Genomic DNA, 21251 nt, shown 5'->3' with positions numbered 1-21251 from the left:
TTTAAAACACCCTGACAGCGAATGTCAGGGTGCGCGAAACGAAGAGTTCAAATTTGTTTTGCCTATAGCGAACAAATTCAATCTCTTCACACCCTTCTGAGCCTCACAGGACTCTGTTTAAAAGGACTATGCTATTTCATTGTTTTCAATTTCAGCTTCGTCTATGTGCTTTTCACGACCAGGTAAGACTAAATTTAGAATAACTCCACCGATTGCGACTAATGCAAGACCTTCAAGCATAAAGTTTCCAATTTCTAAATGCGCTCCACCGATTCCTAGAACAAGAATGAAGCTTGAGATCGCTAAGTTTCGATTGATTGAGAAGTCTATCTTGCTCTCGACTAGCATACGCAAACCGCTTGAAGCGATGATTCCGAATAGCAGAATTGATACCCCACCCATTACTGGTTTTGGAATTGAACTGATTAATGCACTTACATGTCCTAAAAATCCAAACATCGTTGCTAAGATAGCTGCACCTAAGATGACATAGACGCTGTATACTCGAGTAATGGCTAGGACTCCAATGTTCTCACCATAGGTTGTTTTCGGTGGTCCTCCGATTAATGCTGAGATCATAGTTGCGGTTCCATCCCCAAGAATGGAGCGATGCAAGCCTGGTTCTTTAATATAATTGCGGTTTACAACTCTTCCTAATACAAGCTGGTGCCCAATATGCTCTGAGATCGTGACGACTACGATTGGGACCATTAAAAGGACAAGTGCTTGCGAGATGTTCACATCATAGTGTACGAACGGAATGATGAATTCTGGCATTTGGAAAAACTTCGCATCATGGAATGCTGTGAAATCCACAATTCCGATCGCTAATGAATATAGATAACCAACTATGATTCCAGCTAAGATTGAAATCATGTTTAGCATCCCTTTTGCAAAAACTGAGAAGCCGATTGCAGCTGCGAGTGTCACTAATGCTGCTGAGAAATGAAGCATGCTGTATTCTTCAGAATCTGGGTGGTTCATCGCCATTCCGACTGCTGTCGATGCTAGAGCTAATCCGATGACGATAATGATTGGTGCGACCACGATTGGCGGTAAAATATTCATAATCCATCGATAACCTGTTTTATAAATGATTAATGCGACAATTCCATATGTTAAACCTGCTAGGAAGCTTCCGATCATTGCTGCTCCCGGACCTCCGAGTGCTTGTGCGCTAATGATTGGTGCAATAAAGGCAAAGGATGAGCCTAAGTAAGCAGGTACTTGAAATTTCGTAATAAGTAAGAATGCGATTGTTCCAATTCCACTGGATAAAAGGGCGATTGCTGGATCTAAGTCAACAAGTGCTGGAACAAGCACCGTTGCACCAAACATCGCGAATAAGTGCTGGAAGCTTAACGTTAATAGTTGTAAAAACGAGGGTTTATCATGTACATCTAATACTGGTTTATTCATTCTTTCTTCCCCCTATTGGTTTTGGTCTTGTACTAGTTAATCTTTCTTTTAAGGGAGGGATGCTTGCTTTTCATAAAGCAAAAACCCTCTTTGCGCGGAGATTAAGGCACAAAGAGGGTATATTTAAACAAATGAAAGCTTCTTCATTTATTTATATCCCTTTTGCTAGCCTCTCTGGACTACATTTAAAAGGTGTACACTATTTTATTTTTCATGGATGCTGACAAGGTCTAACTCATCAACTTCCTGTAATTCAACCATTATTTTTTCTGAGCTTGACGTCGGTATGTTTTTCCCAACAAAATCAGCTCGAATCGGTAATTCACGATGACCTCGATCCACCAAGACAGCTAGTTGAATCAATGAAGGGCGACCGATATCAATCAGTGCATCAAGCGCTGCTCTTACAGTTCTACCAGTGTAGAGGACATCGTCCACTAGGATGACTTTTTTATCTTTAATTTCTACAGGAATGTCAGATCCATTAATGAGTGGTTCTTCATTCTCTGTCTTCTTCGACAGATCATCTCGGTACAATGTAATATCTAATTCACCAACAGATATTTGTTTGCCTTCAATTTGCTCGATTCTTTCAGCAAGTCGCTTTGCAATGTAAATGCCTCGTGTGCGAATCCCTACAAGAACACAATCTTCAATACCCTTGTTTTTTTCAATAATTTCATGAGCTATTCGTGTTAATGCTCTGCGGATTGCCTGTTCATCAAGCACAACTGCTTTTTGTGGCATGATCTTCACCTTCTTTGAATTATTGTCCATTTAAAAACCCTCAAGCCAATTGGCGAGAGGGTTACGATACATGCAAAAGAATAGAGGTATAATTATATACCATTATTCAAGCCGTTACCTTCTCAGCCTCACTGGACTGTTTTTAAAGGACTTATTCAACTACAAATATCTTATCCCCACACGCGAATTTTGTCAATGATTATTTCTTAACTTCGTTAAAAGCGCAGAGAAATCTTCAGGTAATTGCGCTTCAAATTCTAAATATTCATCTGTTCTTGGATGATCAAACCCTAATACGCCAGCATGTAGAACTTGTCCATTAAAATCAATCGTTTTCTTAGGGCCATACTTCGGATCTCCTGCTAACGGATAACCAATATATTTCATATGCACACGTATTTGATGTGTACGCCCTGTTTCTAATTGACATTCAACATATGTGAAATCCTTAAACCGCTCTAACACTTGAAAATGAGTGACTGCTTTTTTCCCATTATCGACGACAGCCATGCTTTGGCGATCTTGGGGGTCGCGACCAATTGGTGCATCAATCGTACCATGATCATGCGGAATCACTCCATGCACAACAGCACGATATTTTCTTGTAACCGTTTTTGCAACGAGTTGATTCACTAAGCTTTCATGACTTAAATCATTTTTAGCGACCATTAATAAGCCTGAAGTATCTTTATCTATACGATGTACAATACCAGGTCGCATTACACCATTGATTCCTGACAAATCTTTGCAGTGTGCCATTAAACCATTCACTAAAGTTCCAGTGTAATGCCCAGCTGCAGGATGAACAACCATACCTTTTGGCTTATTCACAACTAATACATCTTGATCTTCAAAGTAGATTGCTAAATCCATTTCCTCTGGTTCAACATCTAATTGCTCTGGTTCTGGAATCGTTACGATGATTTCATCATTCATTTGACATTTATAATTCGTTTTTATACTTGCTCCGTTCACCTTAACATGTCCTTCTTTAATCCAACCCTGCACTTGCGTTCGTGACCATTCAGGATTTAAAGTAGAAACCACCTTATCAATGCGGTCTCCAACTCGTTCTTCATTAATGATTTGCTTCATTTTTTCCATCTGCTTTCTCCTTCTTTGCTGCTCTTTCCTCTTGTATCATTTGAATGATAAGTAATCCAACCCCGATGCAAAGTGCGGAATCGGCTATGTTGAATATTGGAAAGTCATATCCAAAAATATAAGTATTCACAAAATCGACAACTTCTTGCCTAAAGATCCGATCAATAAAGTTTCCGATTGCTCCACCTAATATAAAACCTAAAGAAAGACCTAATAGCGGGATTTTTCTCCCCATCTTCTGCATGTAATAGACGATAGCAATTACGACAATTGTTGTGACTATATAGAAAAACCACATTTGCCCTTCTAAAATTCCCCATGCCGCACCAGTATTTCGATGTGATGTAATATATAAGAAGTTTGGAATGATTTCAATGCTTTCTCCTAAGTAAAACTTAGAAACAATGAGCCATTTAGTCCATTGGTCTAATGCAATAATAAGCAGTGCTAATATGTAATAAAACACAAAGGCAACCTCCATCAACTGATCTTATTCGTTCCCTTTGCATTTTAGCATAATCTTCATGAAAACGATAGCAACGTTTATAGCCAGACGACTTTCTTGCAAATTAATGATAAATTGGCTTTCGATAAAAGGAAGAAAGTCGATCGTAATCGTCGAGTGTTTGAATGGTAGGCATCATATTCATCACATTCTCTGGAATCCACTCTCCTGTACATTCACACTTACCAAACATGCCATTGCCACATTTTAAGAGTGCCTTTTCAATATCATATAGCTCTTCAAAAAAAATAGCCTGCACATTTGGATTTGAATCTCCATTCATTAAGCGCTCTAAAAGCTCCTGTCGAATTTGTTGAAGTTCAGTAATTAGCTGATTTCTCATCCTTTCCATAAGAAAAAACCTCCTGCTATCGTTTGTAACCTTTAGTATTTCTCTCGTTGGATGAACAACTCGAAAAAACTATTAGCAGGATGAACAACATTTAACGAAGGTGTTAAAAAACCCCTCTAATTCTAATTAGAATAGAGGGGCAACTTAATTACATCATATGGTCATAATTTTCTTTTACTACAGATGCACATCGTGTGCAAAGTGTTTCCAATTGCTCATCTTGACCAACTTCTTCAGTCACTGTCCAGCAACGTTCACATGTTTCTCCATCCGCTTTTGATACAACAATTGCGGATTTCTCAAACTTCTCTGCTTGCTCAGGTGCTTCATCATATAAGCCAGCAACTTCAAATTTAGAAACAATGAATAGTTGTTGCAAGTTCTCTTCAACAGAATCAAGTAATTCTTTTGTTTCAGGTTTAACGTATAATGTCACTTTAGCTGCTAAGGACTTACCGATTACCTTTTCATTACGTGCAAGCTCTAACGCTTTTAATACTTCATCACGAACTTTTAAGAACGCATTCCATTTCGTCTCAAGTTCTTTCGCATTAGGAATATCTGTAAACACCGGCATGTCTGTCAATTGAACGCTCTCTTCCTTCACGTTCGGAACATACTGCCATACTTCATCTGCTGTATGTGAAAGAATAGGTGCAGTTAACTTCGCTAACGCTACTAATGTTTCATAAAGAACAGTTTGAATTGCACGACGGTCTTGATGATCACTTGCTTCAATGTAAAGAATATCCTTCGCAAAATCCAAGTAGAATGAACTTAAGTCCAACGTACAGAAATTGTTAATTGCATGATAAATGTTAGAGAACTCATAGCGATCATAGGAATTAAGTGATTGCTTGATAAGATTATTTAATTTTACAAGCATAAATTGATCAACTTCACGTAAGTTCTCATAGGCAACTGCATCTTTTGTTGGATCAAAATCATCAAGGTTTCCTAATAGGAAACGGAATGTATTACGGATTTTACGGTATACTTCTGCAACTTGCTTCAAGATTGCATCGGAGACACGTACATCTGCTTGATAATCAACAGATGCTACCCATAGACGCAAAATGTCTGCGCCTAATTGGTTCATAACCTTTGCAGGAACAATTGTATTTCCAATTGATTTACTCATCTTACGACCTTCACCATCAAGCGTAAAACCGTGGCTTAAGATGCCTTTGTATGGTGCTTTTCCAGTTACAGCAACCGCCGTTGAAAGCGATGAATTAAACCATCCACGATATTGGTCAGATCCTTCTAAATAGAGATCAGCAGGTCTGTCAAGATCGTCACGCTCAAGCAACACTGCTTGGTGTGATGAGCCAGAATCAAACCAAACATCCATAATATCTGTTTCTTTCGTAAACAATCCGTTCGGACTATTTGGATGAGTAAATCCTTCTGGAAGCAGTTCTTTTGCTTCTTTTTCAAACCAAATATTTGAACCATGCTCACGGAATAACTTGGATACATGATCAATCGTTTCGTCTGTAATGATTTCTTGGCCATTCTCTGCATAGAATACCGGAATTGGTACTCCCCATGCACGTTGACGTGAAATACACCAATCTCCTCGGTCTCTTACCATATTGAAAAGTCTTGTTTCTCCCCAACTTGGAACAAATTTCGTCGCTTGAATCGCGTCAAGAAGTTGTTGTCTGAAATCTTTGATTGATGCAAACCATTGTGCTGTTGCTCTAAAGATGACAGGCTTTTTCGTTCTCCAATCATGAGGATACGAGTGTGTAATAAATGTAAGCTTTAATAAAGCGCCCGCTTCTTCTAGCTTTTGTGTGATTGGTTTATTCGCTTCATCATAGAATAGCCCTTCAAAACCAGGAGCTTCATCCGTCATTTGCCCTTTATCGTCAACTGGACACAAAACTTCGAGACCATATTTCATCCCAACTTGGTAGTCGTCTTCCCCATGACCTGGTGCAGTGTGTACACAACCAGTACCAGCATCTGTTGTTACATGCTCGCCAAGCATAACGAGTGAATCACGTTTATAGATTGGATGTGTTGCGATGATGTGCTCTAATTCTGCACCTTTCACTGTTGTAACAACTTCGTATTCTGCCCATTCAAACTCTTTAGCAACTGAATCTAAAAGTTCCTGTGCTACTACATATTTTGTACCATTAGCTGCAACAACGACATAATTCAATGTTGGATGTACAGAAATCCCTAAGTTTGCAGGAATCGTCCAAGGTGTTGTCGTCCAGATTATGAACTTTGTATCAGTTGATAAAACGCCTTTTCCATCTTTTACATCGAATGTAACATATATCGATGGAGAGCGCTTATCTTTGTATTCAATCTCTGCTTCAGCTAAAGCAGATTCAGATGAAGGCGACCAATATACTGGCTTTTTTCCTTTATAAATATAGCCTTTATTCGCCATTTCACCAAAAACTTTAATTTGTTGTGCCTCGTATTCTGGCTTAAGCGTGATATAAGGGTTTTCCCAATCTCCACGAACGCCCAAACGCTTGAACTGTTCACGTTGGCTTTCAATTTGCTCGTACGCATATTCTTCGCAAAGCTTACGAAATTCAGCAAGTGTCATTTCTTTACGCTTAACTCCTTTATTCGTCAAGGCTTGCTCAATTGGCAATCCATGCGTATCCCATCCTGGAACATAAGGCGCTTGGAACCCACTCATTGATTTATATCGTACGATAAAGTCTTTTAAGATTTTGTTTAATGCGTGACCAATATGAATATCTCCATTTGCATATGGTGGTCCATCATGCAAGATAAATAGTGGTCTTCCGCTCGTACGATCTTGTACTTTTTCATATATCGATTGTTCATTCCATTTTTGTTGGATTTCTGGCTCACGCTTTGGTAAATTCCCTCGCATTGGGAATTCTGTCTTTGGCATTAGCAATGTATCTTTAAATTCCATCTTCTCTTCCTCCTAATAAATCAATAAACGATGTTTAATGCATTGATTGTTGATTCCATACAAAAAACCCTCTCATCCCAAATAGGGACGAGAAGGTTTGAATCTCCCGCGGTACCACCCTTATAGATTGCAAGAATCATTCGCAATCCACTCAAGCATTCGTAACGTGAATGAAACGCCATCGCTTACTTATAATTGTTCAGCTAGGAACTCAAGGGTGATCTTCTATTCCTTCTCTTATACCAGGCTTCCACCATCCCTGGTTCGCTTCACGGAACATCCGTTTATAAGGTTTGAAGAAATGTACTTTCCCTATCAATGCTTCAGTATTTAAATGTTTTTGAGTCGCATAATATTTATACTTTCCAAATTATATGCGAATTATTCCTGATTCGTCAAGTTAATGAATCCTCTTCTTTTGGCAATGTAACTTCTGTTGCATCTAATTTATAATCCATTAAATGATCCCAATCATCATTGTTAAGCATGTCTAATTGTGCTTCAATAAGCATTCTGAATCGAGTTCTAAATACTTTGGACTGTTTTTTCAAATCCTCAATATCCAATGCGATTTTTCTCGCTTTAGAGAGTGCCTCATTTACAATACGATCAGAGTTTTTCTCTGCTTCTCTAATGATTAGCTTTGCTTCTTTCTGTGCATTACGCTTTACTTCCTCAGCTGCCTCTTGGGCTACGACAATCGATTTATTCAAAGTTTCCTCGATTGTGTGAAAATGCCCAACTCGATCAGTTAACTCATTTAACTTTTCTTCAAGTTCTTTTTTCTCGCGAATGATGATTTCATAATCTTTAATTACTTGATCAAGAAATTCATTCACCTCATCTTCATCATAGCCACGGAATCCTTTACTGAATTCTTTATTATGGATATCTAACGGTGTTAACGGCATCGATGCCACCTCCCAAATTTTATGTATGATTAATGAAATGACGACATAATGTCTTTTCCTTGTACAACCTTAACTATTCATCGACAATTCTTGTAAAGAGTGAATGTTCCTATGCATTTATTCGACAATTGTATTCCTGATTCCTTTAAAAAGTCGATTTATTTTTGCTTTCCAATCACTAACCTTACCTTGTCTTTTTTTGTCTTGCCTTCAATCGAGATGATCTTCATACGACCAAACCCTCTTACTGAGATAATGTCACCGGTTTCACAAGAAAAAGAGGTTTGTTCAATGATTTTCCAATTCACTTTTACAAGCTTTTGCCCGATTAACACTTGCGCCTTTTGTCTTGATATTTTATGCATGGCTGCTAAGACTACATCCAACCTTAACGAACTACAAGTTACATTCAATTCAGACCAAGCATCCTCAGCTATGACAGCTTCACTTAAGGATTGCTTTTTAAGCGAAACCGAAGCCTTTCCAATCGTCTCGATTTGCATAAGCGTGTAATCTGCAATATCTGCTGATATAAAGAATTGTACCGTATCATCTGCAAAAATGATATCCCCAAATTTTCCTCGTTTTATGCCTAAAGACATTAATGTCCCTAAAACTTGAGGATGCTCCAAAGTAACAAACTTTTTAGGATAATCAATTTCATATAGTACAACATCAAAATCTTCATTAGAAGGCTCGTAATATTCCGGATAAAATAGTGCTCTTTTTCTTTCAGAAAAAGAACTCCCTCCAAAAAAATTCACCTTTGTTTCAGCATGCTCTCCTACAATAGAATGAACGATTTCTTGCTCCCTTGGATCTAAGAAATCTGTCAGTTTAGGTGTATAAGATCTCTCGACCTGATCTCTCCATTGGAGAACTCGATCAATAAATTCTTTTTCTTCCGGTCGAAAATGCACATAAATAGACATAGTGATTAACCCTTTCAATAATGGAAAACTTGAGTTTCCAGACTGCTTACATTTGCTCTCATACTACGTTGTTTGGAGAAGAAGACCCACATGAACTTTGTTTACTATCCTGACACTAGTCTTAGTCTCACTATCGTTACCAATTCTTTTTTAGCTTTGGCTACTTTATTTGCTCTTAAAAACATGTAGACAAAGTCATAAATCGACTTTGTCTACATTCTCAATTCTCGCAGAATGCGAGTTTCTACTTAAAGCACAAATTAAATAAACATAGATTGTAAAGACTGTACACCCATTGCCGCAAAACGAAGAACGATAATTCCGACAATCGGGGAGATGTCTAACATTCCTAGCGGTGGAATGAAACGACGGAACGGCTCTAAATACGGCTCACAAATTCGCGCTAAAAACTGCCCTACCGTAGATTCTCTTGCGTTAGGAAACCACGATAATAAAATATAAACAATCAACGCCCATGAATATAAATAAATTAAGTTACCAATCATCATAAAGATAAATGCCATGCTATTTTACCACCTTGTATTTTCAAATTCCTGTTCCTGCATAAGTTGCGAAATCGTGCCTGATATTTCCACATTATCTGGAGTACAGAGGAAAATATCTGTCCCAATTTTTTGAATATCTCCACCGATGGCGTAAACCGTTCCACTTAAAAAGTCAACAATTCTCTTAGCCTGATCTCTTTCAATTCGTTGTAAGTTGACCACGACAGCTCTTCTATTTTTTAATTGATCCGCAATATCTTGTGCTTCAGCATAGACACGCGGTTCTACTAAAACAACCTTTGAAGATTTTTGTACACTTTGCAAGCTAACGATGTTTTGTTTTTGTTGAACCTGTTGCTGCTTAGGTGTTTCTTTCACAGGAGCGATTTCTTCATTATGCACTTCTTCTTCACGATCATATTCATCATCTAAAAAGAAAAACGTTTTGAATTTTGATTTCATACTCATCTTTCTTACCCTCCTTAAGATTCACCAACAAGTGCTGTTCCAATACGAACCATCGTTGCTCCTTCTTCTACAGCTATTTCATAATCATTTGACATTCCCATGGATAATTCCTCACAAGGAGCATGTATGTATTGCTGCTTTTGTATAGATTCCTGCAATTGTTTTAATGACTTGAAGCATTTACGCAAGAACGTTTCATCATCGGTATTAGGAGCCATTGTCATCAAGCCAACAATTTCGATATTCGTATAAATCTCTAATTTTTCAATAAACGGCAAGACTTCGTCAGGAGTTAAACCTTGTTTTGATTGCTCCCCTGATACATTTACTTGCACAAGGCATTTCACTTTCTTATCAGCTCTTTTGTCGATTTCCTTTGCAAGCGATTCGCGATCAAGTGAATGAATATAGTCAACATAGTCTATAATATTCTTTACTTTTCTCGTCTGAAGCGAACCAATATAATGCCATACTGGCTCTTTACCAAGTGCTTCATGCTTCTGCAACAAACCTTCATCGCGATTCTCTCCTAAATGGATAATCCCTGTAGCAATGGCCTCTTTTGTTCTCTCAATTGAAACATACTTTGTTACAGCAATCACCTTTACATCTTCAATTGAGCGTCCTGTTTTCTCACATGCTTGATGTATGAACGCCTGAATCTTTTGTAAATTCTCACTTACTTTCATCGCTGTTGAACTCCTCCTTCCAGCCGATAAAGCTCATCATTCTGCCAGTTTTCCCTCGATCGCGGCGGTGAGAGAAAAATAACGATTGATCACAGCTGGAACAATAACCTGTCACGTGAATATGCTCGGGAATAACCCCTTCATTTTCTAATACTAATTGATTTAAGCGCTTTAAGTCTAATTTGTACTGAGTATCATTCAATTTCACATACGTTTTTGTAGTTATTCCATCAACAAGTTTATTTACTGAATCTATGACTCGTTGGTCAACTTGATAACAGCTCTGGCAAATGGATGGGCCAATTACAACTTCTATCTCGTTAGAAGTGATACCTGCTTTTTCAAACTTCTTGATCATTTCAGCTGCGATTCCATTAACAGTTCCTTTCCACCCTGCATGCGCAAGACCAATTGCCCTTGTCTTACGATGAAGAAAATATAAAGGAACACAATCTGCATAGCACATAGTCAGTAAGACTCCTTGATCAAATGCAATAAATCCATCAGTATTTGGAATCGAATTTTCATACTGTAAGGACCCTAGTCCTTTATGTTCCTTAGAAATAGAAGCAATTTGAATGCCATGTGTTTGCTCCGCACCGACCCAATCATTAACAGAAAATTGGAGAGTATCTCCTAGATGCTGACGGTTTTTTTGTACAACTGATTGCTCATCGTTGACATGCAACCCTAAATTCAAAGAAGAGAAGCTTTCTTTGCTATAGCCTCCACTTTTTGTTGAAAAACCTGCGATCAACTGAGGGTTGGAGTCTGTCCAACTTTTCACTGACATGTATTCCTCTTCAATTAAAGAAAAAGGCTCCATTTACACCCCTCATTTACGAATAATAATATACAAACTTGCTTTTAGTTTACCATATTCCCACTCATGAGAACAATCGAAACTCTATTGAAACCTTTACTCATACTTATTCTGAGGACGAAATTTTACGATAATGACATCATCACCAATTGTTAAGATATCGTGCCAATGCACCACATACTCTTCCTCCCGTTTAATAAACCCCATTACTTTTTGTGTTTCTCCAATAATGAGCGCCGAAATTACCCCTTTCCTTGGATCGATGTCTACATCTGTTACATACCCTAGCCTTTTTCCGTCAGATAAATTGATAACATCCTTCCATCGAACATCAGAGACTCGAATCATATACGACCTCCTCCACTTCCTTTCACTTATTGAGATTATATGATTGATCCTGTGCAATCATAAGTGTTCACATAAAATAATACGTAAAAAGCTAGAAGGCATTTGCCTCTAGCTTTGTATATTCTTATTCATTTGTTTAATTGCGGCTTTTTCGAGTCGGGAAACTTGCGCTTGTGAGATGCCAATCTCTTCTGCTACTTCCATCTGTGTTTTCCCTTGGAAAAAACGCTTCCTTAGAATCATTTTTTCGCGCTCATTTAAACGGCGCATTCCTTCTTTTAATGCAATTTCTTCTATCCACTGAATGTCTTTATTACGTTCGTCACTAAGCTGGTCCATTACAAAGATCGGATCACCGCCGTCATTGTAAATCGGTTCAAATAAAGACACTGGATCTTGAATCGCATCAAGTGCAAAGACAATTTCCTCATGAGAGATATCCAATTCTTTTGCAATTTCCTCTGCTGTTGGTTCTCTAGATGTTTTACTCATTAATCTCTCTCTTACCTGCAAGGCTTTATAAGCAATATCTCGCAATGATCTCGAAACACGGATAGGATTATTATCTCGTAAATACCGTCTAATCTCACCAATGATCATCGGAACAGCATAAGTAGAGAACTTTACATTTTGACTTAAATCAAAATTATCGATTGATTTCATAAGACCGATACAACCAACTTGGAAAAGATCATCAACAAATTCTCCACGGTTGTTAAATCGTTGAATCACACTTAAGACTAGGCGTAAATTTCCATTTACAAGTTCTTCTCGTGCACTCATATCTCCATTATGCATTTGCTTGAATAATTCTCTCATCTTTTCATTTTTTAATACTGGAAGTTTCGATGTATCAACACCGCAAATTTCTACCTTATTCCGAGTCAATCCATTTCCCTCCTCACAGGGGATGCTGTACAAAAAACAGTATCTCCTCGGTAAGGAAAAATATGCATTGACAAATGGAAACCATCACCTAATGAAACCTTGAGAAGCTATGCAGTTATTGCTTTTTCATGAACGAAAAAATTTTTTTAAACCATTTTATTAAATTCCTTTTTTAATCGTTTTATAATTCTTTTTTCTAATCTTGAAATATAGGACTGAGAAATACCTAAAAGGTCGGCAACATCTTTTTGTGTCATCTCTTCTCCGCTACCTAGTCCAAAGCGAAGCTCCATAATTTGTTTCTCACGCTCTGTTAATTGATGCAATGCTTTTAATAATAACTTTTTATCAACATTTGCTTCTAAGTCTTTTGTAATAATGTCTTCCTCTGTACCTAAAACATCTGATAGGAGCAATTCATTTCCGTCCCAGTCAATGTTTAGCGGTTCATCAAATGAAACTTCTGAACGAATTTTGTTGTTTCTCCTTAAATACATAAGAATCTCATTTTCAATACAACGAGAAGCATATGTAGCTAGTTTTATTTTCTTCTCTGGATTGAACGTATTAACTGCCTTAATTAACCCAATTGTTCCAATGGAAATCAGATCTTCAATATTGATCCCTGTATTTTCAAATTTCCGCGCAATATAAACAACTAACCTTAAGTTTCTCTCGATTAAAATCGAGCGTGCAGCCTGATCACCTTTGGGGAGTTTTATTAACAATAGTTCTTCTTCTTCTTTGCTTAGTGGAGGAGGCAACGCTTCACTTCCGCCTATATAATGTACCTCATCCGTTTTAAGCCCTAGTTTCATTAAGATCTTATACCAATAGTAAGTTAGGCGAAGTTTTATTTTTTTCAAGTTTTGTCCTCCTTCTAAAAATTGTTTTTTTGAGTATAGTAGTAATAAGTAGAAACTCCTAAAAGCAATTATTTATCCAACCTGTTTTTGTTCAGTAGAAATCAGCATTTTTGGATGAATTATACACTGAAATACATCATCAGGAGATAACTGTTGGATTGTAAAAGAAACAAGACCCTTCTTGACAATCCACTCCTCTTTATCCTTCTCCAATCTTATTTGATCTGGTTTTAGCGCTAGTACAATCTGATGATCACTACCAACAACTTTATAAGGGATAATTCGGACACGGTCCTGCCACGAATTCGGAATGATCTGATCTGAAAGAATTGCTTCATTAGGATTTTCTGCAATTTTCCAAATAAAATCAGGCAGTTCATGCATACAATTTTTTATAGACACAAACATTATCGGCTGTTTCGAAATAGGATCATGTACTTGATTCCCGCTATCTACCATCCCTTTGAACTGATAATCCTTCTCCTGCAGTGTAATTGTTACATTCATGATCGTCTCATATTGAATCTTCGTCACTTCAAATTTTTCTACATTTGATTTCGAAAAATGCCAGGCTAAAGGAAAGCCAATTACTACAAACAGCCAACTAATTGGGTCACCAAAACCTTTAACACTTGAAATGAAAACTGAGTTTGACAAATCCATATCAAATCGTAAAAAGTAATGAGAGCCAATAATAATTCCACCTAATAAGAATGTTACAAAATAAAACGTCATTAGATGGCGTAGGAAATAGCGTAATCGATGAAATCCAAATGTTAATAAGACCATTAAAATGGAAACAAATAATTTGCTAATCGGATGAGAAGCAATCAATGAAAGCGGAGTAACCGCTAGTAATACTAAAAGTGAACCAATCAGTCCTCCCAGTGCCATCCTCCACCAAGTTATCGACCTTTTCATAATAATGGCTGTTAAAAAGAGGAGAAGTGTATCAAATAAAAAGTTCAGTGCCCATATAACATCTAAATAGACTGTCAAACCCCTTCCCACTTTCTCTTTTTTCTAAATCGAAACGAAGTTTACTAGTTGGTCTGTTAGAAGAAAGTATAGCGTATGTAAACGAATAAACCTGTCACTTCATGTAGTTGAAACAGCAGAAATTTTCACTATTTCATTCGGATTTTGTCATATCATCTGAAAAATAGATCAACTGAATTATATTGGTTAAATTTAAGATAAAAAAATCCACTAGTCTTAAAGACTAGTGGATTTCAGACTGTTGTCAAACGCTCGAATACGTCGTTGTTTGACTTAATCGTCTCCTCATAAACGGTATGTTCTTCATTCGATTTTTAAAACTTTTTTATCTTCTTCTATTTCGATTACGTAAAAAAGTAGGAATGTCTAGCGTTTCTTCTGCCTGATGTGTATTATTGCTGTTGTTCCGGGCAGGCTCCTGTTGATGCTGTTGCTCTTCCCTTGATGGTTCACGTTTCACAGCACCTAGGTTAGATGTCGGCTTCTGTTGATTAAAATTCGGTCTTGTTTGCTTCGGCTCTGGTGCATCATCATTAAAACCAGTTGCAATAACTGTTACAATAATTTCTTCTTTTAAGTTCTCATTAATTACAGAACCAAAGATCATATTCACATCTTGATCAGATGCAGAAGCAACGATATCTGCTGCTTCTTGTACTTCGTATAAACTTAAGTTTGAACCACCAGTGATGTTCATAAGTACACCTTGAGCACCATCAATGGATGTTTCTAATAATGGAGAAGAAATAGCTTTCTTCGCAGCTTCAGTTGCTCGGTTTTCACCAGATGCAACACCAATTCCCATTGAAGCTGAACCCTTGTTAGACATGATTGTTTTCACATCTGCAAAGTCTAGGTTAATTAACCCTGGTACAGCGATTAATTCAGATATCCCTTGTACACCTTGACGAAGTACATTATCTGCCTCACGGAATGCCTCTAGCATTGGCGTACTCTTATCAACAATCTCTAATAAGCGATCATTTGGAATGACAATTAATGTGTCAACTGCCTCTTTCATTGCTCCGATTCCACCAGCAGCTTGTGTAGAGCGTTTACGACCTTCAAATGTAAATGGTCGAGTAACAACTCCAACTGTTAATGCACCTAATTCACGAGCAATCTGTGCAATCACTGGAGCAGCACCTGTACCTGTTCCTCCTCCCATTCCAGCAGTAACGAATACCATGTCTGCACCTTTTAACGCCTCTTCAATTTGTTCCTTGCTTTCCTCAGCAGCCTTTTTCCCTACTTCTGGGTTAGCTCCTGCACCAAGACCTCTTGTTAATTTCCCACCAATTTGCATTTTTATTTCAGCTTTTGATAGATTAAGTGCTTGTGCATCCGTATTTACTGCAATAAAGTCTACACCTTGTACACCATGTTCAATCATTCGGTTAACTGCATTATTACCACCACCGCCAACGCCGATGACCTTAATCGTTGCTAATGAATCTAAATTTGTATCGAATTCTAACATGACAAATCCTCCTAATTCAATTCGTCGAACTTCTTCGAATTAATCTTTTTAATCAAAAAAGTAACCGAAGAATTTTTTTACTCTTGATGTGATTTTCTCTTCCGGTTGTCTTTCCGGCTTTGTATTTGACTGCTTCTGCACTCTTTTTTCTTGTGATTCGATTTGTGTCGGTCTTTTTTCTAGTTTTCTACCTTGAACCCTTGCATTTTTATATACAAATTTTATCAAGCTAACGGCTGTCGTATATTGTGGTTCTCTTACACCAATGTAGTCTGGAATAGCAATTCGAACTCGGTTGCGTAGAATCAATTGGGCTAATTCCAATAACCCCTCGGAATTAGCAACTCCTCCAGAAATAACATAGCCACCAGGTAGATCTTGCTTCGTCATTCGTTTTACTTCTTGCTGAATGAAGTCAAAGATTTCTTCTAGGCGAGCCTCAATTATATCTGAAATTTCCAATTGGTTAAATTGTTGATGTTGATCACTTCCTATAATTGGAACACTAAAGACGATGTCTTCAGATGCTTCATCATAGAACGCGTGACCATGTTTGATCTTTATCTTTTCTGCATCCTCTGTTGAAGTGCGTAAGCCGATTGATAAATCCTTTGTGATATGGTCTCCACCTACCGGAAGGACACTTGTACCCTTTAAGCGACCATTTTCAAAGATAGCTATCGTCGTTGACCCGCCCCCAATGTCAACTAATGCTACTCCAAGATTTTTCTCATCCTTAGAAAGAGCAAATGCCCCTGTTGCGAGTGGCTGAAGCGTAATATCTAATATTTCAAGTCCTGCTCGTTCTACACAGCGTAATGTGTTATGTAAAATTGTCTTTGATCCGGTAATAATTGTACCTTCCATTTCAAGACGAACACCGATCATGCCCCTAGGATCATTAATTTCATCTAAACCGTCTACAATGAATTGCTGTGGAATAACATCGATGATTTCTCTTTCAGGTGGTATGGAAACGACTTGCGCAGCATCTATTACTCTCGTAACATCTAAGTCTGTTATCTCTCTATTTTCGCCAGATACTGCTACAACCCCATGACACGGTTGAAGGCTAACATGGTTTCCTGTTACACCAACAATCACACTTTTAATTTCCATTCCAATCATTCGTTCTGCCTGCTCGATCGCTCTCCTAATTGATTGAACTGTTTCATCTATATCAACAATCGTTCCTTTTCTTAGGCCGTCCGATTTCACATTCCCAACACCAATAATATTTAAAGAGTCATTGACCATTTCCCCAATGATTACCTTTACACTGGATGTACCGATGTCAAGACTTACATAAATTTCATTGCTGTTCATATCTCTGGCACCTCCTTTTGCAGTGTTCCTTTGAACAACAAAAATGATTCTTATTACATTTTAAATATTACTAAAACTATTCGTCACAATTTATGGCATTCCCTTTTTTAAAAATCAATTTTTTTCTGTTTTTTCTCGTGATGTCCATTTCGTTATTAGGATTCTTCTAATTACCGCAATATTTTGAAACAATCGCACACCGAAAGCGAATACTGCAGCTAAATATAAGTCTACACCAAGATGTACACCTAGAAAAGCTAAACTTGCTGCCAACAAAATATTAAAAAAGAATCCTGAAACAAATACTTTCTCATCATATACGTTTTGCAGCTGAGCACGAATCCCACCAAACAATGTATCTAAAGCTGCCAAAACAGCAATGGACAGGTAGTTGGAATATTCATCGGGAATTGTCATATCGGTCATCATTCCGAAAAACACTCCAATGATTAGTCCTAAAACTGGCAGCCACATTAAGAAGAACCTCCCTCATTACTAGGCAATGGCTCCATATCACGCACACGAATGGTTCCATCAAATGCTGGAATTGTTATTTCACTACCTTCAATTGATACCTTTACTTGTAAATTATCAATGAAAAACTCTTCAATCGAACGAGAAACTTGCATCCTATTATATAGTTTTTCTGCATCTTGCTTGGATTCAGTAATAACTAGTATTTCGAATGGTAAATTCCTTAACGAGTACCCATCAATCTTAGTCTCTCCATTAATATCGCGGATGACCGTAGTATTGATAACTCTTCTCCCATCAATTGATATATGCTTTGCTCCGTACATATTCAACTCGTTTATCAGCCTCTTTAACAGGTCTGGTGAAATCGTTGCAGGAGGACCTTGTTCTACAAGTAGTTCTTTATAAAGTTGATTGATGTCCAGCTTTATTCCGTAACCTGACACTTCAGTTAATCCTGCTTCTTTCTTCAACTCATCAATCGTATCTCTTAATATTTTTTCCTTGCTTTCTGAACGGCTAATTTCATATTGTGCGATGATGTCTTCATTAGCCCTTATCTCTCGAAGCAATCTCATTTCGATTTCTTTTTCTCTTTGTAAATCCTCACGCAATTGCCATGTGTCTCTCGTATCCCTTACTGTTGGTTCCTTTACATGTTGGAATTGGACGGCTAACATAAATCCAACAATGATGGTAATGATCATAAAACCAATTTTACTTCTGTCCACTTTCAATCACCTAACCTTCACTGAATTTCTTGTAGTGGACAAATCAATCTTTAACTCTTATAGCAATGGATCCATCGTGATTTCTTGTTTTCTTTCTAGAGTGAATAAAATATTTTCTTGTACTAGTGAATCCTTCACTCCACCAACAATATTCAATGCTGATGCCATTACATCCTCATCTCCAATGGCCGTGATGACAAACGGAGCAGGATGCTGATACCCATCCACCTCAATGACTGGACCATTACAAACAATATAGGAATTATGCGTCAGCCTCTGTCCATTGATCGTAATTGCAGATGCACCGGAAATATACAATTCATTAATTACTTTAAACACATGGTGTTCATGAACTATATAGTTATTCACATTGCCATCTAAAGGATCATATTCTCCATCTTCAAGGGTAACTTGAACACCGTTTCCTTTTACTGCAATCTTCCCTAAATACATTCGGAATTTTTCCGCGTCTTCAGCAAGGTTAAAAAAAACTTGTTCTTCCTCAGCAAAAGATTTTTCAATCTCATTAATTTTTTTCTGCTTATCGTTCAATTCAAGTTGCAATGATCGATTTTTCTCTTCAAGCTGGATAATTTGATTACGTAAATTCAAATCACGTTCCCATTGTTTGCTTGATATTTCTGGCCCTTCATTTTCATCCTTCGTTAGTTGGTAGGAAAATGAGAAGATGAAGCCAAGGACTAAAAATACTAAAGAAAAAACAATTTGCTTACTCCTCGTTTTCTTCAACGACTCCCTCCTCCTCGATTTCCACTTCACCACCATCATATGATTTGAAATATGAACCGACTTCAAAATTGATGATGCCTTTTTGGTTAGGATCAAGCTGACTAACAATAGAAGGGTAATGTTCCATTTTTTCCGCAAATGTTCTAATTGTAGCATGTACTTCATAACCGTCATTCATATAAAGGGAGATGAAATTATTGTCCGTCTCCTTTGGTTGTGAATGAATCTCAGAAATCGAATTTTGAACTGCCTCAGGAAGCTTCTCTAGCTCTTCAATCATCAAGTTTAAAAGCTCTTCTTCCAAAAAACCGAATAAGATTGGTGCATTTGTCGGTAATTCATACGTATCTGAATCAGCTAATACCTTTCCGTTATCTAACACAGGTAAAAATCTCTCACCGTCCATTATGTATGCAATTCTGGAAAACTCTTTCGTATGTATGACAATTGTGTTTGGCCAACTAACTTCAACTGTAGCCTCATTCATTTGAGGTAACTCCATTACTTTACCCTCAATGCTCCCATTGTCAACCTTCCAAATATTTGTATTTAAAGAAACGCCACTTACTTCTATGATTTCATCATCCGAGTAAACCTCGTTTCCATTTACCTCTATATTTTTAATGTGACTTAATGGTGATTGGAAATAAATAACGACGACTATTAATACAAAAAACATTAACAAGATGACAATAAGCCTTCTATTTGCTTTTTTCCGTCTTTGTTCCTTTAGTTTCGGAATACGATCTTCAATCGAAACTACATTTCCATTTTCCATCATTTCACCCCTTACATGAATATTGTCTTAAGAATGCTTGTTATCCTTGTTCAAACATCCATATTTATACAGACAAATCCCACATCATGTTTAATGGTCATCTAGTAAGGCTTGTCCCTCACGGATGAAATGAACGTAAGGAAATTTCCATATGTAGAGGATATTTCCTTCCTTTTCTATCAATCAACATTAGGCCCTACAACCTAATTGAGAGATAATCGGTTAAAAAACCATTCATGCCAAGGGTTTATCACTATTATTATATCATAAGAAATACCATAATAGAGGTAGATAAACCCGTTACTTTCGACCTATTATTTCCACTTCTGTTTCAATTGTTAAGGAATATTTTTCTTTTATAGTCTTTTGAACATATGCGATCAATGCTAAAACATCCTCTGACGTTCCTTCACCTGTATTAACAATAAAATTCCCATGTAATTCAGAGATTTGAGCACCACCAATTTGATGCCCTTTTAACCCACATTCTTCCACAAGTTTCCCAGCATAATGAGGCAAAGGATTTCTAAAAATGCTGCCTGCACAAGGAGAGTCCCAAGGTTGCGTCTCTTTACGATAGTCTTTATTCTTTTGCATCTCTTTGGTGATCGCTTCCTTATTACCTTCCTTCAGCTTTAGGACAGCCTCAATCACAATTCCCGGACGTTCATTCTGTAACACTGACGTTCGATAAGAAAACTTCATGTCCTCATTAAACAGCCACTCTAAGCTTCCATCCTCAAACAACACCAGTACTTTTTCGGTTATTTTTGACATATCACTTCCATGGGCACCAGCGTTCATGTAGACAGCCCCACCTATGGAGCCTGGGATTCCACTAGCGAACTCAAGACCAGATAGCCCCTTGCGGCTGATCTGCGTTGAGAGAGCAACAATCGGATAGCCTCCACCAACAACTAGTTTTTCTCCTTCTAGCTCCATATGAGCTAACCCTTTACCTAGTTTTATGACTGCCCCATCAATACCTTTATCAGAAACCAGCAGATTTGAACCTCTCCCAATTGCTCTCCAAGGGATTTGGTGCTCATTTAATATCTTCATTGTTTGTTTCAGACCTTCAACAGATGAAGGCTCAATCAATAGGTCAGCCGGTCCGCCTATTTTCATTGTTGTATGCTTAGCAAGTGGCTCATTAACCTTTACATTGCCAATATTTGAATCTGTCAGCGTATCAATGATCTCTTTCATTCTGACCTTCCTTTCTTCCTTTCAAG

General features: G+C 37.6%; 23 protein-coding genes and 1 other annotated feature. All 23 genes read right to left on the bottom strand.

Annotation, left to right across the window (positions count from 1 at the left end; translation table 11 throughout):
- Positions 1 to 126 precede the first annotated feature (126 nt).
- The 23 genes from AC6F34_RS08810 to murB all read right to left on the bottom strand — a co-directional run bounded on the left by AC6F34_RS08810 (position 127) and on the right by murB (position 21225).
- Positions 127 to 1419: a solute carrier family 23 protein gene (locus tag AC6F34_RS08810; RefSeq protein WP_500771148.1), complete on the bottom strand. Its 1293-nt coding sequence runs from the start codon at positions 1417 to 1419 to the stop codon at positions 127 to 129.
- A 204-nt stretch (positions 1420 to 1623) separates the two neighbouring features.
- Positions 1624 to 2166, bottom strand: a complete 543-nt coding sequence (gene pyrR, locus AC6F34_RS08805; protein ID WP_500771734.1) for a bifunctional pyr operon transcriptional regulator/uracil phosphoribosyltransferase PyrR — start codon at positions 2164 to 2166, stop codon at positions 1624 to 1626.
- Between the two features lie 192 nt (positions 2167 to 2358).
- Positions 2359 to 3270: an RluA family pseudouridine synthase gene (locus AC6F34_RS08800; RefSeq protein ID WP_500771146.1), complete on the bottom strand. Its 912-nt coding sequence runs from the start codon at positions 3268 to 3270 to the stop codon at positions 2359 to 2361.
- Positions 3245 to 3736, bottom strand: coding sequence for a signal peptidase II (lspA, locus tag AC6F34_RS08795; protein WP_500771144.1), 492 nt, complete (start codon positions 3734 to 3736; stop codon positions 3245 to 3247). The genes AC6F34_RS08800 and lspA overlap by 26 nt, the downstream gene beginning before the upstream one ends.
- A 103-nt stretch (positions 3737 to 3839) precedes the next feature.
- On the bottom strand, positions 3840 to 4127 hold the full coding sequence (locus AC6F34_RS08790) for a hypothetical protein (protein ID WP_500771142.1): 288 nt from the start codon (positions 4125 to 4127) through the stop codon (positions 3840 to 3842).
- 148 nt (positions 4128 to 4275) lie between these two features.
- On the bottom strand, positions 4276 to 7047 hold the full coding sequence (ileS, locus tag AC6F34_RS08785; protein ID WP_500771140.1) for an isoleucine--tRNA ligase: 2772 nt from the start codon (positions 7045 to 7047) through the stop codon (positions 4276 to 4278).
- Between the two features lie 80 nt (positions 7048 to 7127).
- Positions 7128 to 7375: a binding site (T-box leader), on the bottom strand.
- Between the two features lie 67 nt (positions 7376 to 7442).
- Positions 7443 to 7958 carry a DivIVA domain-containing protein gene (locus AC6F34_RS08780; RefSeq protein ID WP_500771138.1) on the bottom strand — a complete coding sequence of 172 codons (516 nt, stop codon included), beginning with the start codon at positions 7956 to 7958 and terminating at the stop codon, positions 7443 to 7445.
- Between the two features lie 158 nt (positions 7959 to 8116).
- On the bottom strand, positions 8117 to 8890 hold the full coding sequence (locus AC6F34_RS08775) for a YlmH family RNA-binding protein (protein WP_500771136.1): 774 nt from the start codon (positions 8888 to 8890) through the stop codon (positions 8117 to 8119).
- A 260-nt stretch (positions 8891 to 9150) separates the two neighbouring features.
- Positions 9151 to 9414, bottom strand: coding sequence for a YggT family protein (locus tag AC6F34_RS08770; protein WP_500771134.1), 264 nt, complete (start codon positions 9412 to 9414; stop codon positions 9151 to 9153).
- A 6-nt stretch (positions 9415 to 9420) separates the two neighbouring features.
- On the bottom strand, positions 9421 to 9864 hold the full coding sequence (locus AC6F34_RS08765) for a cell division protein SepF (RefSeq protein ID WP_500771132.1): 444 nt from the start codon (positions 9862 to 9864) through the stop codon (positions 9421 to 9423).
- Between the two features lie 14 nt (positions 9865 to 9878).
- Entirely contained in the window at positions 9879 to 10553 is a 675-nt protein-coding gene (locus AC6F34_RS08760) for a YggS family pyridoxal phosphate-dependent enzyme (RefSeq protein WP_500771130.1), read from the bottom strand.
- Positions 10540 to 11379, bottom strand: coding sequence for a peptidoglycan editing factor PgeF (pgeF, locus tag AC6F34_RS08755; protein ID WP_500771128.1), 840 nt, complete (start codon positions 11377 to 11379; stop codon positions 10540 to 10542). Before pgeF ends, AC6F34_RS08760 begins: the two co-directional genes overlap by 14 nt.
- A 93-nt stretch (positions 11380 to 11472) precedes the next feature.
- Positions 11473 to 11724 (bottom strand): YlmC/YmxH family sporulation protein, encoded by a 252-nt coding sequence (locus tag AC6F34_RS08750; protein WP_500771126.1) that lies wholly within the window; start codon positions 11722 to 11724, stop codon positions 11473 to 11475.
- A 108-nt stretch (positions 11725 to 11832) separates the two neighbouring features.
- Positions 11833 to 12612, bottom strand: coding sequence for an RNA polymerase sporulation sigma factor SigG (sigG, locus tag AC6F34_RS08745; RefSeq protein ID WP_500771124.1), 780 nt, complete (start codon positions 12610 to 12612; stop codon positions 11833 to 11835).
- 146 nt (positions 12613 to 12758) lie between these two features.
- Entirely contained in the window at positions 12759 to 13478 is a 720-nt protein-coding gene (sigE, locus tag AC6F34_RS08740) for an RNA polymerase sporulation sigma factor SigE (RefSeq protein ID WP_500771122.1), read from the bottom strand.
- A gap of 72 nt (positions 13479 to 13550) precedes the next feature.
- Positions 13551 to 14477: a sigma-E processing peptidase SpoIIGA gene (gene spoIIGA, locus AC6F34_RS08735; RefSeq protein WP_500771120.1), complete on the bottom strand. Its 927-nt coding sequence runs from the start codon at positions 14475 to 14477 to the stop codon at positions 13551 to 13553.
- Positions 14478 to 14802: 325 nt separating this feature from the next.
- Positions 14803 to 15957 (bottom strand): cell division protein FtsZ, encoded by a 1155-nt coding sequence (ftsZ, locus tag AC6F34_RS08730; RefSeq protein WP_500771118.1) that lies wholly within the window; start codon positions 15955 to 15957, stop codon positions 14803 to 14805.
- A 48-nt stretch (positions 15958 to 16005) separates the two neighbouring features.
- The gene (gene ftsA, locus AC6F34_RS08725; protein WP_500771116.1) at positions 16006 to 17283 is read right to left on the bottom strand and encodes a cell division protein FtsA; all 1278 of its coding nucleotides are present in this window, start codon (positions 17281 to 17283) and stop codon (positions 16006 to 16008) included.
- Between the two features lie 114 nt (positions 17284 to 17397).
- Entirely contained in the window at positions 17398 to 17757 is a 360-nt protein-coding gene (locus AC6F34_RS08720) for a small basic family protein (RefSeq protein ID WP_500771114.1), read from the bottom strand.
- Positions 17757 to 18488, bottom strand: coding sequence for a DUF881 domain-containing protein (locus AC6F34_RS08715; protein ID WP_500771112.1), 732 nt, complete (start codon positions 18486 to 18488; stop codon positions 17757 to 17759). The genes AC6F34_RS08720 and AC6F34_RS08715 overlap by 1 nt, the downstream gene beginning before the upstream one ends.
- A 57-nt stretch (positions 18489 to 18545) precedes the next feature.
- Positions 18546 to 19274 (bottom strand): DUF881 domain-containing protein, encoded by a 729-nt coding sequence (locus tag AC6F34_RS08710; protein ID WP_500771732.1) that lies wholly within the window; start codon positions 19272 to 19274, stop codon positions 18546 to 18548.
- The gene (locus AC6F34_RS08705) at positions 19219 to 20016 is read right to left on the bottom strand and encodes a cell division protein FtsQ/DivIB (protein WP_500771110.1); all 798 of its coding nucleotides are present in this window, start codon (positions 20014 to 20016) and stop codon (positions 19219 to 19221) included. Before AC6F34_RS08705 ends, AC6F34_RS08710 begins: the two co-directional genes overlap by 56 nt.
- 300 nt (positions 20017 to 20316) lie before the next feature.
- Entirely contained in the window at positions 20317 to 21225 is a 909-nt protein-coding gene (gene murB, locus AC6F34_RS08700; protein ID WP_500771108.1) for a UDP-N-acetylmuramate dehydrogenase, read from the bottom strand.
- Between the last annotated feature and the right edge of the window lie 26 nt (positions 21226 to 21251).

This window comes from Niallia sp. CD-39 (genome assembly GCF_059874745.1).
This window is presented reverse-complemented; position numbering and strand designations above follow the sequence as displayed.